Here is a 15,256-nt window from a genome sequence, read left to right on the forward strand (position 1 = left end):
AATAAACACCCCTTTGCATGCTTATCTTATTGCTTTTCCCTATTCTTTTGAATAAAAACAAAAAAAAACAGGGCGATAGCTCCCTGTTTTTTTTAAAAGCAATCAATAGCTTTCTTAGCTTACTCTTATTTTTGATCCATTACGCATTTCTGCAGCAATATATCTTACCAAATCGACTACGCGCTGAGAGTAGCCCCACTCGTTATCGTACCAAGCTAACACTTTAATTTTATGATCTTCCATTACGATTGTGGATAGTCCATCTACAATCGCTGAATGAGGATTTGTATTAAAGTCAATTGATACGAGTGGTTCCATTGTTAAATTTAAAATATTCTTTAATGGTCCTTCAGCAGCTTTAATAAACGCTAAATTAACATCTTCCATCGTCACAGGTTTCCTTACATCCACAACTAAATCGACAAGCGATACGTTCGGCGTTGGCACACGAAGCGCCATCCCATGAAGTTTTCCTTTTAAATGAGGAAGAACTAATGAAAGTGCCTTGGCTGCTCCAGTTGTTGTAGGAATAATTGATTGAGCACACGCACGAGCTCTTCGCAAATCTTTATGCGGATTATCGATATTCTTTTGATCATTTGTATATGCATGAACGGTCGTCATTAAACCGTTTTCAATTGTGAACGCTTCGTCTAGTACCTTGACAACTGGAGCTAGACAATTTGTCGTACAAGAGGCATTAGAAATAATGTTATGCTGATTCACATCAAACTCTCGTTCGTTTACGCCCATCACAATGGTGATATCTTCTTGTTTACCCGGTGCCGTTAAGACAACTTTTTTCGCACCTGCTTCAATATGTAACTGCGCTTTTTCTCTTGAATTAAATTTTCCCGTTGCTTCAACAACTAGATCAATCCCAAGCTCTTTCCAAGGCAAATTCAGCGGATCACGTGAATTTAATAGCTGAATTCTTTTACCGTTAACAATTAGCGCATCATCATCACATTTGACATCTCCATTAAATGGTCCGTGTATAGAGTCATATTTGATTAAATGTGCTAACGTTTCTGCTGGATAAGATGCATTTATTGCAATAATATCTAAATTTTCCTCTATAATCGCTGTGCGAAACACCATTCTTCCTATTCTCCCAAAACCATTAATGGCAATACGTGCTTTCATGGCTATACCCCTCTCTATATGTGTTATACTATTTAACTTTTTATATTGAATAGTATAACATAAATATTTAAAAAGTGAATAATATTAATTTTTTTTAATAAATTATTTTAATTAAGTTTTACTATATGTATATAGCGAGAACAGATATTTAACACATTCTTTTTTAGAAGCCCTTAAATATTCCCAATAAAAAAAGAGTGAATGCAATCATTCACTCTTTAATCTAGCCATAGGGCTAATATACTTAAAAGCTGTTGTTTTGTTTCCTCTACAGGACCGTTGTTATTGATCACCGCATCGGCTAAGGCTACTTTTTGAATCAAAGGCAGCTGTGCATGGATACGCGCATAGGCATCCTCCGCCGAGAGGTTATTACGCGACTTTAACCTTTCTAGCTGCACAGACTCATCGACATATACAACCACTACTTTATCCACTAAGTGTGTCAAATCGCTTTCAAACAGCAGCGGAATATCTAATACAACGGCTTCGTAACCTTCCTCTATATAGCTTTCCTTTTGAGAAAGCATTTCTTTTCTTACGGCAGGATGTACAATTGCATTCAACTTTTTACGTTCTTCCTCTTGATAAAACACAATTTCCCCTAAAGCCGCTCGATTGATCTCCGCGTTCTCGTGAAGAATAGAACGGCCGAACGTCTCGACAATTTGTTTGTATGCTTCTTTTCCTGGTTCTACGACTTCTTTTGCAATGTGATCAGCGTCGATTACTGGAATATTGATATCTCGTAGCATTCCGGTTACCGTGCTTTTTCCGCTTGCAATTCCGCCCGTTAATCCAATTACAATTGACATTGGTCTCTCCTTTATCCCTTTATTTAAAATCTAAAAATACCTAAAATAATGAGCAGAACTCCTGGTACAAACGAGAACATTTTCATCCATGATAAACGTGAAAAAACCTTGCCAAACTGTATGCCCGCACTTAAAAAAAGAGAACTCATAAGAGCTACAGCAATTGCTAGAGCATACGGCGAATAACCTAATAAAGCCGCTCCAAACCCTGCTCCAAATGCATCCAGAGATAATGCAATTCCAAGTATAAATGCTTCAATTCCATTGATGGAACCTGAATTATCTAAATCTGCTGCAATTGGCTTTTTCAATACGTTGATGACTAGGCCAATTGACTTAATTTCAATTTTCACTAATGTTTTTTCTTCTTTCACTCGAGATGAATCTGCCGGACAAAAAAACTGGTATAAAATCCACATCCCAAGCAGAACAAGAATACCTCCGCCTACTTTATTTAGTACATCCACTGAAAATAGATGCGTAAGTACTTTTCCTAAAAACATAGAAAACATTAAAGAAAATGCTGAGCAACATGAAATAATAAAAATGGATTTCAGCGGGATTTTCACCTTTCGAAGTCCGTATGTCAGGCCAACGCTAAAGCTGTCAAGACTTACGGCAAAAGCAAGAATAAGTAAAGAAAATGTTATCATGATGAGAGGACTCCTTTCCTTTCTGTCTATACGTAGTATATGAAAGGAGCCCATCCATTGTTATTTTTTAGCCGGCTGACAATTTGGGCAGATATGTGTTCCTCTACCGCCTACAACAAATTTTTCAATTGGAGTACCGCACATTTTACAGGATTCGCCTTTTCTTCCGTACACATAAAGCTGCTGCTGAAACATGCCTATTTGTCCCTGTGTGTTTACATACGTGCGAATTGTGCTGCCTCCTTGCTTCACAGCTTCTTGAAGAGTCGCTACAATTTCTTCGTACAATTTTTCATACTCTTCGTCTGTTAATTGGCTGGCCACTCGTTCAGGATGAATCCCTGCGCGAAACAGTGCTTCATCTACATAAATATTTCCAAGCCCAACCACGACATTTTGATCGAGTAAAACCGGCTTGATTTTTCGAGAGGTTTTGCCGATTCTCATTTTTAATTGACTAGGATTAAATGTTTCGTCAAACGGTTCAGGTCCAAGGCCAATAAGAGGAGGAAACAGATCTTCCTCTCCCTTTTTAAATAAGTGCATAGTACCAAACTTCCTTACATCTCGGTATCGCAATTCCGTTCCATCCGTGAAGTGAAAAAAGACGTGTACATGCTTATCTGGTTCTTCTGCATTCTCATGGAGAGCATATTTCCCTTCCATACGCAAATGAGAAACCATCGTATAATCATCGAGCACAATTTTCAAAAACTTACCTCTGCGTTCAACATCTCGAATGGTTTGTCCAACAAGCGCATCACAAAACTGTTCAACTTGTTCAGGACGTTTGATAATATTAGGCCATTTAACTGTTACACGCTCAATGGTCTTTCCACTGGCTAATTCAATTAACGTACGTCTGACGGTTTCAACTTCTGGTAATTCTGGCACGTTTGTCACATCCTTTTTCCACTACTTTGCTTCGTACCAAGTCTTTCCGTAAGAATAATCTACTTTCAACGGAACTTCTAGCTCTAAAGCGTTCTCCATTACTTCTGGTACGATTTTCTCTAAAATTTTAATTTCTTCTTCTGGGGCTTCAAAAATCAGCTCATCGTGTACTTGAAGCAGCAGCTTAGCCTGAAGATTTTCATCTTTTAAGCGCTTATCCATTTCAATCATTGCTTTTTTAATAATATCAGCTGCCGTCCCTTGGATAGGCGTATTCATAGCCGTACGCTCAGCAAAGCTGCGGAGGTTAAAGTTTCGGCTCGTGATTTCAGGCAAGTAACGTCGGCGGTGCAAGAGCGTTGTTACATATCCCTTTTCTTTTGCATCACGTACAATCGTATCCATATACTCCTGTACACCAGGGAAGCTTTTTAAATAGCGTTCAATAAAAGTAGCCGCTGCTTTTCTTGTAATTCCTAAACTTTGCGATAAACCGTAATCACTGATGCCATAGACGATTCCAAAGTTAACTGCTTTAGCCTGGCGGCGCATATTCGACGTTACTTCTTCTCTTTCGACGTGGAACACATCCATCGCTGTTTTCGTATGAATATCTAAGTCATGCTTAAACGCATCGATTAGCTTTTCATCATCTGCAATATGAGCCAGTACGCGCAGCTCAATTTGTGAATAATCCGCCGCAAATATTAACCAATCAGGCTGTGAAGGCACAAACGCACCTCTTATTTTTTTACCTTCTTCAAGACGAATCGGGATGTTTTGCAAGTTAGGATCTACTGAGCTTAACCTCCCCGTTTGAGTTAACGTTTGATTAAAGCGGGTATGAACTTTTCCATCGCTTTCATGAATAACCTTTTTTAATCCTTCAATATACGTAGACTGTAATTTTCCTAGCTGACGGTATTGTAAAATCTCTGGGATAATATCATGGGTACTAGCTAATTGCTCTAATACATCGGCTGATGTGGAATAGCCTGTTTTTGTTTTCTTTATGACTGGAAGCTGCATTTTTTCAAAAAGAACAACTCCTAGCTGCTTTGGCGAATTAATATTGAATTCTTGTCCAGCGTATTCGTAGATTTTCGCTTCAATTTTTTCAAGCTGCTCTCGAAGATCTTCGCCCATTTCATCCAAACGCGCGCGGTCAATTTTCACCCCTTGATATTCCATATCAGCAAGGACAATGGCAAGAGGCATTTCAAGCTTCTCAAACAGCTCAAACTGTTCATTTTCAACCAATTCTTTTTCTAACACTTCTTTTAAATAAGCTACGGCGGCTGCTTTTCTTATAACATGCTCAGCTAGCTGAGCAGCTTCCGCAATGCTTCGCTTAGCTCCTTTTCCATACACAGCTTCATCTGATTGCACTTGATGGTATCCTTTTAATTTTGCAATTGTTGCTAGGTCATCATTTGCCTCAGCAGGATTCAAGATGTAAGAAGCAATCATTACATCATGTTCAATTCCTTTAATTTCATGCCCCGCCCATTTTAACGATACAATCGTACGTTTTCCATTAAACACCGTCTTTTTTACACGTCCATCTTCTAACCATGCTTTAAATTTAGAAGATGAAAGAGCTGTATCTTTATCAATAAAATAGTGGCCATTCTTGTTGCTGATTCCAAAACCGAGCAGCTGATTGTGATGGTAGTTTTCTTCATACCCTTCTACGATCAGAGCTGCTTCGCTTGTTAACATATCATCGTGAACTTCCTGCGCTATTTCAAACGTCAGTTCTTCAAAATCTGCTTCCTCTTCTGCTGATTCACCAAATTTAGCAAGCAGAGAATTAAACCCAAGCTCTTTAAACAATGAGATGACCTTTGAAGATTCAAACCCGTCATACTTTGCATCTTCTACAGATACTTCCAGAGGCGCTTCGCAATAAATAGTTGCAAGCTTTTTACTCATGATGGCTGATTCACGATTATCTTCTAGCTTTTCTTTTAATTTTTTACCGCTGACTTGATCGATAGATTTCAATACATTTTCAACCGTTTCGAACTCTTTTAATAGCTTTAAGGCTGTTTTTTCGCCGACTCCGGGCACGCCTGGGATATTATCCGAGCTGTCCCCCATAAGGCCCTTCATATCAATAATTTGTGCAGCCGTAATACCATACTTTTCATCAATGGCTGCAGGCGTATAGGAATCGACATCCGTAATTCCTTTTCTCGTAATATCTACGGTTACATGTTCTGACACAAGCTGAAGTAAATCTTTATCCCCGGAAATGACTTTTACGTCCATTCCTTTTTTTTCAGCTTGTTTTGAAAGCGTACCGATAATATCATCTGCTTCATAATCAGGCAGTTCATAGCGCTTAATCCCATATGCATCTAATAACTCACGAATAAAGGGAAACTGCTCTGAAAGTTCAGGAGGCGTCTTTTGTCTGCCTCCTTTGTATTCTGTAAATGTTTTGTGGCGAAACGTTGTTTTCCCTGCATCAAATGCCACAAGTAAATGCGTCGGCTTCTCTTCCTCTAAGATACGTGTCAGCATTGTAGTAAAGCCATATATAGCATTTGTATGTATTCCTTTATCATTGTTTAAAAGCGGCAAAGCAAAAAATGCACGGTAGGCAATACTATTCCCGTCAATTAATACTAGTTTTTGTGTCATTCATGTTCCTCCATTTCGCTCTCTTCTTATCTTACCTTTATTTTAACAAACAATAAGCTTTAAGGACAAAAAGTAATCTTGAGTTCAACGTTTTATTTTCATGTGGTGATAAGATCTGTACATCATAAAATAAAAACACCGCCTAGTTATTTTAGGCGGTGTAACATGTGAATGGATAGAAATTGTCAAAAAGAATCGGCGAAAATAGCACGGTTAAAGCTATTTTCGCCTTACACATTGGCTCCTTGGATGAAGGGGTTTCCATGAAAAATTGTATCAATTAATTATTAAGCTACATTAAATAAATTGTAAAAGGAACGTAAACATTTTACATCTGCGGCAAATACTTGTGCAGCTTCACTGAAAAAGTTGTCCCTTTATTGACTTCACTTTCCACTTCAATTTCCCCTTTATGAGCTTCAACAAGATGTTTAACAATTGCTAATCCAAGACCTGTTCCTCCGGAATTACGGCTTCTTGCCTTATCTACTCGGTAAAAGCGCTCAAAAATACGTGAAATTTCATCAGAATCAATACCGATACCTGTATCTTGAACATGAACCGTAATCGTTTCTTCTTCCTCTTCAAGCGAAACGTGAACAGTTCCTCCAGGCATTGTATACATGAGCGCATTGCCGATTAAGTTAACAAACACTTGCATAAGGCGCTGACTGTCACCATCAATCCACGCTTCTTCAGGAAGCGTATCTAACGTTAGCGTGATTTCTTTTTCAGTTGCTCGGTTTGATAGCACTGTCGTCACTTCGTAAAGAAGCGTATTCAAATCTACTGAATGAATGCTTAGTTTAAAGCCTTGCTGTTCAACTTTAGACAAATCTAAAAGATCTTGAATCAAGCTCTCCATGCGCTGACTTTCCGTTAAAATGATAGATAGAAACTGCTGGCGCAGCTGTGGATCTTCCATGGCACCGTCTAACAATGTCTCACTAAACCCTTTTATAGACGTAATAGGAGTTTTTAGTTCATGAGACACATTCGCTACAAAGTCACGGCGAACTTGTTCTAGTTTTTTTAGCTCGGTAATATCATGGAAAACAAGCACAATCCCTTTCCATTCATCATTTAAGCCAATAATCGGCGCTCCATAAACATCAAAATATCTTCGTTCAATATTTAAAGGCAGAACCACTTGTTTTCGAACCTTTACTTCCGTCATAAATATTTTTTCCACAAGCTTAATGATTTCTTTATGCTCAAATACCTCGTAATACAAATGATAAAGGAAGTCATCCGGATGTATATGAAACTGCTCTTTATAAGCTCGATTCACTAAGTTTATATAGCCTCGACTATCGATAAGAAGCATGCCGCTTCCCATATTTTCAATTAGCGTGCGCAGCCTGTCCTGCTGCATTTCTTGATTAGTGATAGACTCTTGCAGATTACGAGCAAGTGCGTTAATAGACTGACTCAGCATCCCTGTTTCATCTACATAATCTTCATATGTACGAGCTTTATAATTCCCTTTTGCAAGTTCCATAGCCACCTTAGTTGCCGATTCAATAGGACGGGTATAGCGTCCCATAATCTTTACACCTAAGAGTAAAATCACAATCAAAGCTAGACCTAAGCTTCCAATAAGAAGGCCCCAAATTTGCTGATTTACTTGTTTTAATGAATCAAACGATGTACTTAGCACAACAAATCCCTCTTGCTTACCTTCTATAATCAGCGGGATACCATAGTAATATAAGTCATAATCTTCTTTAATTTGATCAAAGCTTTTTTTACTGTTTAACTGCTTTTTTAATACTTGTTGGATTACGATACTTTTTTCGATTCTTTGCTGCTTGCTGCCTGGATTTGAGTCAACTAATATTTTTCCGTCTTTTTGAACGATAGTCGTTCTTACACTTAACGAATGGCTGATTTGATCAACTTTAGATTTTAAAGCAGGACTTGTGATACCTTCTTCGCTAATGTACATTTCTACAAGCTTTGCCTCTTTTTCCATTCGCTCTTGAAACGTCTGAAAATAAAAGTTTTTAAACAACTGTCCCAGCAGCAGGCCAAGACCTACTAATACAATAATAATAAGTACTAATAGAGCCAAAAGTAGCCTTGAACGAAATTTATTCATCTACCTTTGGTTCCTCCAGCTTATATCCTAATCCTCTAATCGTTTTTATATAAACAGGTTTTCGCGTATTGTGTTCAATTTTCTCACGCAAATGGCTGATGTGCACATCTACAATTCGCGTATCTCCGGCAAAATCATAATTCCACACTGCACTTAGCAGCTGATCACGAGTTAATACCCGTCCTTTGTATTTTGCCAAATATAATAACAACTCAAATTCTTTTGGAGTAAGCTCAAGCTGCTCTTGATTAAAGTAGGCCTCATAATGATCTGGAAGAATTTTTAAATCACCGATCATGATGCGCTCGCCATCTTCCTCTTGTTCATTTTCCTGAGCAATGATTTGTGTTCTGCGTAAAATGGCTTTTACACGTGCTACTACTTCTCGAGGGCTAAATGGTTTCGTCATGTAGTCATCTGCGCCAAGCTCTAGCCCTAATACTTTGTCGAACTCATCGTCTTTTGCAGTTAACATTAAAATAGGCGTCATCACTTTTTGCTGACGAAGCTTTTTACAAACTTCAATTCCATCCATCTTAGGAAGCATCAAGTCTAACACAATTAAATCCGGTTTTCCTTCTAGTGCCTTGTTGTATCCTTCTTCCCCGTCTTCAGCTGTTTCTACTGTAAAGCCAGCTTGTTGTAAATTATATTGTAATAATGTTGAAATTGATTGTTCATCATCTACGACTAATAATTTCTTACTCATATTAACGATATAAGCCTCCATCTAGTTAAATTAAACCGCAGCTTCATCCAAATGATATTATTTTCTATTTATCTTCTCTTATCATACAATGTTTTAGCCTCGTTCTCCAATACATTTCAACATTTTCAGAAAATATGATCAAACAGTTTCTTCTATATTTATAAATATTTAAGGCGTTTTAAAAATTTTCAAAGTCGTGTGTCTCTACTGATGGAAGTCTAAACGGCGGATACACAAGAAACCGCGCCGTTACTACTTTCTCTTTTTGCTCATTGACCGCTTCCACCTCAACCGTAACAGTTCTAGAAGAAACATCTACCTCTGTCACTTCAAATAAAAATTCAATCGTGCTATAATGATGAATCTTTTTGGGGAAGGCTACCGTATGTTCTGCAACGTGGCTTCCAGGTCCGGGCAAATACTTTGAAATGGCTGCTGTCATAATACCGGTAATCATAATACTTGGCACAATAGGTTTTTTAAAAGGGGTCTGAGATGCGTAATCATGCTGAATGTATAAAGGGTTAGAATCATTTGTCAGCCCTAAGTACAATAAGATATCCTTATCTTCAATTCGTTCCGTTAGCGTTAATTTTTCTCCAACTTTTATATCTTCAATACTTCGGCCTATTTTTTGTTTTTTACCTAATACCATCATCATTCCACCTTTTGTATAAAGTAATAGCTTTTCTTTATATACAAGAAAAATTCGAGGTTTCCCTCGAATTTTCCTTGTGACTATTGTTTGAATATTGATAAAAACCTATACTCAAACCTATTTTATTGTATTAAGCTAATACACCCATGACAGTTTTAACTGATTTTGCTGATTGATCTAACGCAGCTTTTTCAGAATCAGTCAGTTCTAATTCAATTACCTGCTCAATTCCTGCAGCTCCTAATACGGTTGGAACACCTAAGTAGATGCCGTTATAACCATATTCACCCTCTAGGTAAGCAATCGCTGGTAAAATACGACGCTGATCTTTTAAGATCGCTTCTGTCATTTCCACTAAGGAAGCAGCAGGCGCGTAGTATGCACTTCCGTTACCTAATAAGTTAACGATCTCGCCGCCGCCTTTGCGTGTTCTTTCAACAATTGCTTCAAGACGCGCTTTTGGAATAAGCGTTTCAAGAGGAATACCGCCAGCATATGAGTAGCGTACAAGAGGTACCATATCGTCGCCATGTCCACCAAGTACAAAACCTGTGATATCTTTTACTGAAATGTTTAACTCCTGCGCTACGAACGTACGGAAACGTGCAGAATCTAATACGCCTGATTGACCGATTACGCGGTTTTTAGGAAAACCAGATTCTTTAAATACTGTATACGTCATAGCATCTACCGGGTTTGTCAACACGATGATGTGACAGTTTGGCGAGTATTTAACAACTTCTTGAGTAACAGACTTCATGATTTTTTGGTTCGTTGTTACTAAATCATCGCGACTCATACCTGGCTTGCGCGCGATACCAGCTGTAATAATGACAATGTCAGAATCAGCTGTGTCTTCGTAGTTGGCTGTTCCTGTAATGTTAGCGTCAAAGCCTTGTACAGGACTTGCTTCTAACATATCCAGCGCTTTACCTTTAGCTGGATTTTCTAATTGCGGAATATCAACTAATACAACATCAGCTAATTCTTTTTGACCAATTAAAAAAGCAGTTGTAGCTCCTGTAAAGCCCGCTCCGATAACAGATACTTTTTTACGCATATTTGCCATTATAATTCCTCCCCTAAATGAATAGCTATTAAACTGTTACTTGTTTTCCTAGATTGCTAATTAATTCATCAGCAAACTCTGAACACTTCACTTCTGTTGCGCCGTCCATTAAACGTGCGAAATCATATGTTACTACTTTTGAAGCAATTGTTTTTTCCATTGATTTCATGATTAAATCCGCTGCTTCATTCCAGCCAAGGTGTTCAAGCATTAACACACCTGATAATAATACAGAAGATGGGTTTACTTTATCTAAACCAGCATATTTAGGTGCTGTACCGTGAGTTGCTTCAAAGATAGCATGTCCAGTTTCGTAGTTGATATTTGCCCCTGGAGCAATTCCGATACCACCAACTTGTGCTGCTAATGCATCTGAAATGTAATCTCCATTTAAATTCATTGTTGCTACTACATCGAATTCACGTGGACGAGTTAAAATTTGTTGTAAGAAGATATCTGCAATTGAATCTTTTACAATAATTTTTCCTGCTGCTTCCGCTTCTGCTTGAGCTTTGTTTGCAGCCTGTGCACCTTCTTTTTCAACGATGCGGTCATATTGAGCCCAAGTAAATACTTTATCGCCGAATTCTTTTTCAGCTAGCTCATAGCCCCAATTTTTAAATGCGCCTTCTGTATATTTCATAATGTTACCTTTGTGTACAAGCGTAACAGACTTGCGGCCTTGTTCAATTGCATAGTTGATTGCTGCACGCACAAGACGCTCTGTTCCTTCAGAAGAAATAGGCTTAATACCTAATCCAGAAGTTTCAGGGAAACGGATTTTATTTACGCCTAATTCCGTTTGTAGGAATGAAACAAGCTTTTGTACTTCTTCAGAACCCTTCGCATATTCAATACCAGCATAAATATCTTCAGTATTTTCCCGGAAGATAACCATATCTGTATCTTCAGGGCGCTTAATTGGAGAAGGTACGCCATCAAAGTAGCGAACAGGACGTAAGCATGTGAATAAGTCTAATTCTTGACGCAATGCCACGTTTAGAGAACGAATTCCACCGCCTACTGGTGTTGTTAATGGTCCTTTGATTGCAATTATGTATTCGCGAATTGCATCTAACGTTTCTTCCGGTAACCATTCGCCAGTTTGATTAAATGCTTTTTCACCTGCTAATACTTCTTTCCAAACGATTTCTTTTTCACCATTGTATGCTTTTGCAACCGCTGCTTCTAATACGCGAGAAGCTGCTGCCCAGATATCCGGACCAATTCCGTCACCTTCGATAAATGGAATGATTGGGTTATTTGGTACGTTTAATACGCCGTTTGCTACAGAAATTTGTTCACCTTTTGTCATGAGAATGACCTCCTTAAAAAATTTGTCTACTTTCACTTATGGAAAAGTGCTCAACGAACGTGAGCACCTTCGTCACATTGTTTAGCTGCGCTCTTCAAGCGGAATGTACGTTTGTTTTCCAGGACCGATATAATCAGCTCTTGGACGAATCAAACGATTGTTTGAATACTGCTCTAAAATGTGAGCAATCCATCCTGATACGCGGCTTACGGCAAAGATCGGAGTAAATAGATCGTGATCAATCCCTAAGCTGTGGTATACAGAAGCTGAATAGAAATCAACGTTTGGCGGAAGCTTTTTCTCGCCTGTTACGATCTCTTCAATTTTCACTGACATATCGTATAGCGTTGTATCTCCTGCTTGTTTGGTAAGTTTTTCAGACATTTCTTTCAAGTGCTTGGCACGAGGATCACCCTGCTGATACACACGATGTCCAAATCCCATAATCTTTTCTTTTTTCGCGAGCTTTTCGCGAATATAAGGTTCCGCGTTTTCAACTGTTTGAATGTCAGACAACATTTTCATAACAGCTTCATTCGCTCCCCCGTGAAGAGGACCCTTTAACGCTCCAATAGCGGCTGTAATTCCTGAATAAATATCGGATAACGTTGCCACACAGACACGAGCTGTAAAAGTTGAAGCATTTAGCTCATGGTCAGCGTGTAAGACAAGTGCTTTATCAAATGCCTCTACTTGGATATCAGTTGGCTCTTCGCCGGTTAACATATATAAAAAGTTAGCGGCAATGCTATAGTTTTCGTTTGGTTCAATTGGCTCTAATCCGTTACGGACTCTTGAAAAAGCCGTTACCACCGTTGGTAATTGTGCTTGCAAACGAACAGCTTTGCGATAATTTGCTTCTTCATCCATTAAATCAGCTTCAGGATCGTACAACCCCAATAGTGATACGACTGTTCTTAAAGCTGCCATTGGATGAACATCTTTAATTGGATAAGTTTTGAAATGCTCTAAGACTTCTTGGGGTAATTTAGCGTTTTCTGCTAGTAATCTAGAAAACACAGATAATTCTTCTTTGTTAGGTAATTTTCCGTGCCATAGTAAATACACCACTTCTTCAAATGTTGCATAATTCGCTAAATCATCAATATTGTAGCCTTGATATGTTAAAGTGTCATCAATAATTGAACTTACTGCTGACGTTGTAGCGACTACCCCTTCTAGACCTCGAGTTGCTGTCATAAATCTCCACTCCTTTACAGAAAAAATTCCCCATACCTTTCTGTGTAAAACGTGAAAAACAAAATTGAGCCTCTGCTCAACTAGACATTAAATGATATACGAAGCGCCTCTTTTGAATATATATCTTGGAAGAACATTTCTTCACCCCACGCAAAGAAAATGCTTACATTTCCATTTGTTTCAATAACACACAAAATCAAAACATCTGCATGTGTCATTGCTTTGTTACAGCCCTATAGGTAAAACATACAATTGTATGTAAAAAGATGCGGCCTCAAAATATATTATAAACAATTATCTGACTTTTGTGAATCAAAAGAGAGAAGAAATTTCAAAAAAATTATTATTATACAAAAATTTCTACGAAAAAAGTTCAGTTAATTTCATAAATAAATAAGCGATTCCAGCACCGATTAACGGACCTACTGCTACCCCTTGAAACAGCGCCACAGCAAGAATTGTGCCAAAAACTAAAGCGGTCGTAATATGCGGATCATCTTCCAAGAGTGTAAGTCCATATTTGGCAATAATTGCCACAGAAATTCCGGCTCCTAGAGCAATCCAGGCATAAGAAGATTTCACGGCCTCTCCTAATTGTTTGAATCCTATGTCTCCTGTTGCAATTGGCACAAGAACGGCAATTGTAATAACCGTTACTCCAATATTAATTCCTTTTGATTGTAGAAACGGAAAAACCTTACCGTCTAACCCGATTAATTTTAAAATAAGTAAAAATGCAACTGCAATGATTAATGATTGATTTTTAGCCACTAATCCAATTACGAGTAAAACAGCTAAAAAAAGCATGGGTTGTGAGAACATTTTACTCATCCTTTCTTTTTTTATTGTGATAAATCTAAAGCGTATTACGTAAATATTTTATGAGTAGCTTTTTCTTTTGTTGACTATCGTTTACAAGGAGGCCTCTATTTATTGTGTACAAGCTTCATTTACATCGACTATTTCGCTTAGCTTGTGTGTTGACAATTATTGCAGCATCTATATTTCTTAGTTATTATGTCTCTTCTCTCATATATCCATTTATTATCGCCTGCTGCATCGCTTTTTTTATAAATCCTATGGTTAATCTATTTGAATTGAAGCTGCGCTTACCCCGCTACTTAGCTGTTTTACTGTCAATGGTTCTTATCTTCTCTCTTTTAGCCGGACTTATTACGTTACTTATCACAGAAATCATTGCAGGAAGTACGTATTTAGCGAAAGTTGTTCCCACAAATTTCAAAGAAGTGGTCATATTTATTGAAAATATTGCTACAGAACAAATACTTCCGTTTTATGAACGCATTACTTCTATGTTTAATAACTTAAATACCGGTCAGCAAGCAACTATTTTATCGAACATTAAAGGGGTAGGCAACCATATCGCTCAAACGGTGGGCGATTTTTTGCAAAATGTATTGCAAAGCATCCCAGTACTTTTATCCGTATTGCCTAATGCAGCTACTGTGATTATTTTTTCATTACTGGCTACTTTTTTTATTAGTAAAGATTGGTACAAGCTGATGGCTAAAAGCAGCGTGTTTATTCCTAAAAAAGTAAGGGAAAATGGACAGACAGTTGTTGTGGAGCTTAAAAATGCACTGTTTGGTTTTATTAAAGCTCAGCTTACGCTTATTTCGATTACCACAATCATCGTTCTTTTTGGTTTACTTGTTCTTAGGGTTGATTATGCTATTACAGTCGCTTTATTGATTGGCTTAGTAGATATTCTTCCTTACCTCGGAACAGGACTGGTTTTTGTTCCTTGGATGATTTATGCCTTTGCCACAGATAACGTGTCATTTGCTGTAGGGCTTTCGGTACTATATGCTGTAGTACTTGTGCAGCGACAAATTATGGAACCAAAAATTTTGTCATCAAGCATTGGTCTTGATCCTCTCGCTACATTAATTGCTTTATTTGTAGGATATCAATTGATTGGATTTTTCGGATTAATAGTTGGCCCTGTTATTCTTGTTATTCTAAAAACACTTCATACAACGGGGGTTTTTAAAGAAACGTGGCAATTTATTATAGGAAAATGAAA

Annotated in this window: 13 protein-coding genes; 1 reads left to right on the forward strand and 12 read right to left on the reverse strand. The window is 37.9% G+C overall.

The features are described 5' to 3' along the window. Positions 1–114: 114 nt before the first annotated feature. The 12 genes from MKY06_RS24240 to MKY06_RS24295 all read right to left on the reverse strand — a co-directional run bounded on the left by MKY06_RS24240 (position 115) and on the right by MKY06_RS24295 (position 14,031). Positions 115–1,146, reverse strand: a complete 1,032-nt coding sequence (locus MKY06_RS24240; RefSeq protein WP_013059435.1) for a glyceraldehyde-3-phosphate dehydrogenase — start codon at positions 1,144–1,146, stop codon at positions 115–117. Between the two features lie 218 nt (positions 1,147–1,364). Then, positions 1,365–1,961, reverse strand: a complete 597-nt coding sequence (gene coaE / locus MKY06_RS24245; protein ID WP_016765703.1) for a dephospho-CoA kinase — start codon at positions 1,959–1,961, stop codon at positions 1,365–1,367. A gap of 23 nt (positions 1,962–1,984) precedes the next feature. After that, positions 1,985–2,614, reverse strand: a complete 630-nt coding sequence (ytaF, locus tag MKY06_RS24250; protein ID WP_028410526.1) for a sporulation membrane protein YtaF — start codon at positions 2,612–2,614, stop codon at positions 1,985–1,987. A gap of 60 nt (positions 2,615–2,674) precedes the next feature. Beyond that, positions 2,675–3,508 (reverse strand): DNA-formamidopyrimidine glycosylase, encoded by an 834-nt coding sequence (gene mutM, locus MKY06_RS24255; RefSeq protein ID WP_013059438.1) that lies wholly within the window; start codon positions 3,506–3,508, stop codon positions 2,675–2,677. 21 nt (positions 3,509–3,529) lie between these two features. Continuing rightward, positions 3,530–6,157, reverse strand: coding sequence for a DNA polymerase I (gene polA / locus MKY06_RS24260; RefSeq protein WP_029320022.1), 2,628 nt, complete (start codon positions 6,155–6,157; stop codon positions 3,530–3,532). A gap of 328 nt (positions 6,158–6,485) precedes the next feature. Continuing rightward, a complete protein-coding gene (pnpS, locus tag MKY06_RS24265; protein WP_029320020.1) occupies positions 6,486–8,258 on the reverse strand; it encodes a two-component system histidine kinase PnpS in 1,773 nt (590 codons plus the stop codon). Then, positions 8,251–8,967, reverse strand: a complete 717-nt coding sequence (locus tag MKY06_RS24270) for a response regulator transcription factor (RefSeq protein WP_013085192.1) — start codon at positions 8,965–8,967, stop codon at positions 8,251–8,253. Before MKY06_RS24270 ends, pnpS begins: the two co-directional genes overlap by 8 nt. A 178-nt stretch (positions 8,968–9,145) precedes the next feature. Next, positions 9,146–9,622 carry a MaoC family dehydratase gene (locus MKY06_RS24275; protein WP_029320018.1) on the reverse strand — a complete coding sequence of 159 codons (477 nt, stop codon included), beginning with the start codon at positions 9,620–9,622 and terminating at the stop codon, positions 9,146–9,148. A 133-nt stretch (positions 9,623–9,755) separates the two neighbouring features. Next, positions 9,756–10,694 (reverse strand): malate dehydrogenase, encoded by a 939-nt coding sequence (gene mdh / locus MKY06_RS24280; protein ID WP_013059443.1) that lies wholly within the window; start codon positions 10,692–10,694, stop codon positions 9,756–9,758. Positions 10,695–10,722: 28 nt separating this feature from the next. Next, the gene (icd, locus tag MKY06_RS24285; protein ID WP_255255780.1) at positions 10,723–12,015 is read right to left on the reverse strand and encodes an NADP-dependent isocitrate dehydrogenase; all 1,293 of its coding nucleotides are present in this window, start codon (positions 12,013–12,015) and stop codon (positions 10,723–10,725) included. A 75-nt stretch (positions 12,016–12,090) separates the two neighbouring features. Next, entirely contained in the window at positions 12,091–13,209 is a 1,119-nt protein-coding gene (gene citZ / locus MKY06_RS24290; RefSeq protein WP_013059445.1) for a citrate synthase, read from the reverse strand. 360 nt (positions 13,210–13,569) lie between these two features. Then, a complete protein-coding gene (locus MKY06_RS24295; protein ID WP_074893738.1) occupies positions 13,570–14,031 on the reverse strand; it encodes a DUF441 domain-containing protein in 462 nt (153 codons plus the stop codon). A gap of 113 nt (positions 14,032–14,144) precedes the next feature. Here MKY06_RS24295 and ytvI point away from each other — a divergent pair, with 113 nt between their 5' ends. Further along, positions 14,145–15,254, forward strand: coding sequence for a sporulation integral membrane protein YtvI (gene ytvI / locus MKY06_RS24300; protein WP_013059447.1), 1,110 nt, complete (start codon positions 14,145–14,147; stop codon positions 15,252–15,254). The last annotated feature ends 2 nt before the right edge of the window (positions 15,255–15,256 follow it).

Origin of the sequence: Priestia sp. FSL P4-0332 (genome assembly GCF_038005845.1) — a bacterium.
In the GTDB taxonomy this organism is placed as follows: domain Bacteria; phylum Bacillota; class Bacilli; order Bacillales; family Bacillaceae_H; genus Priestia.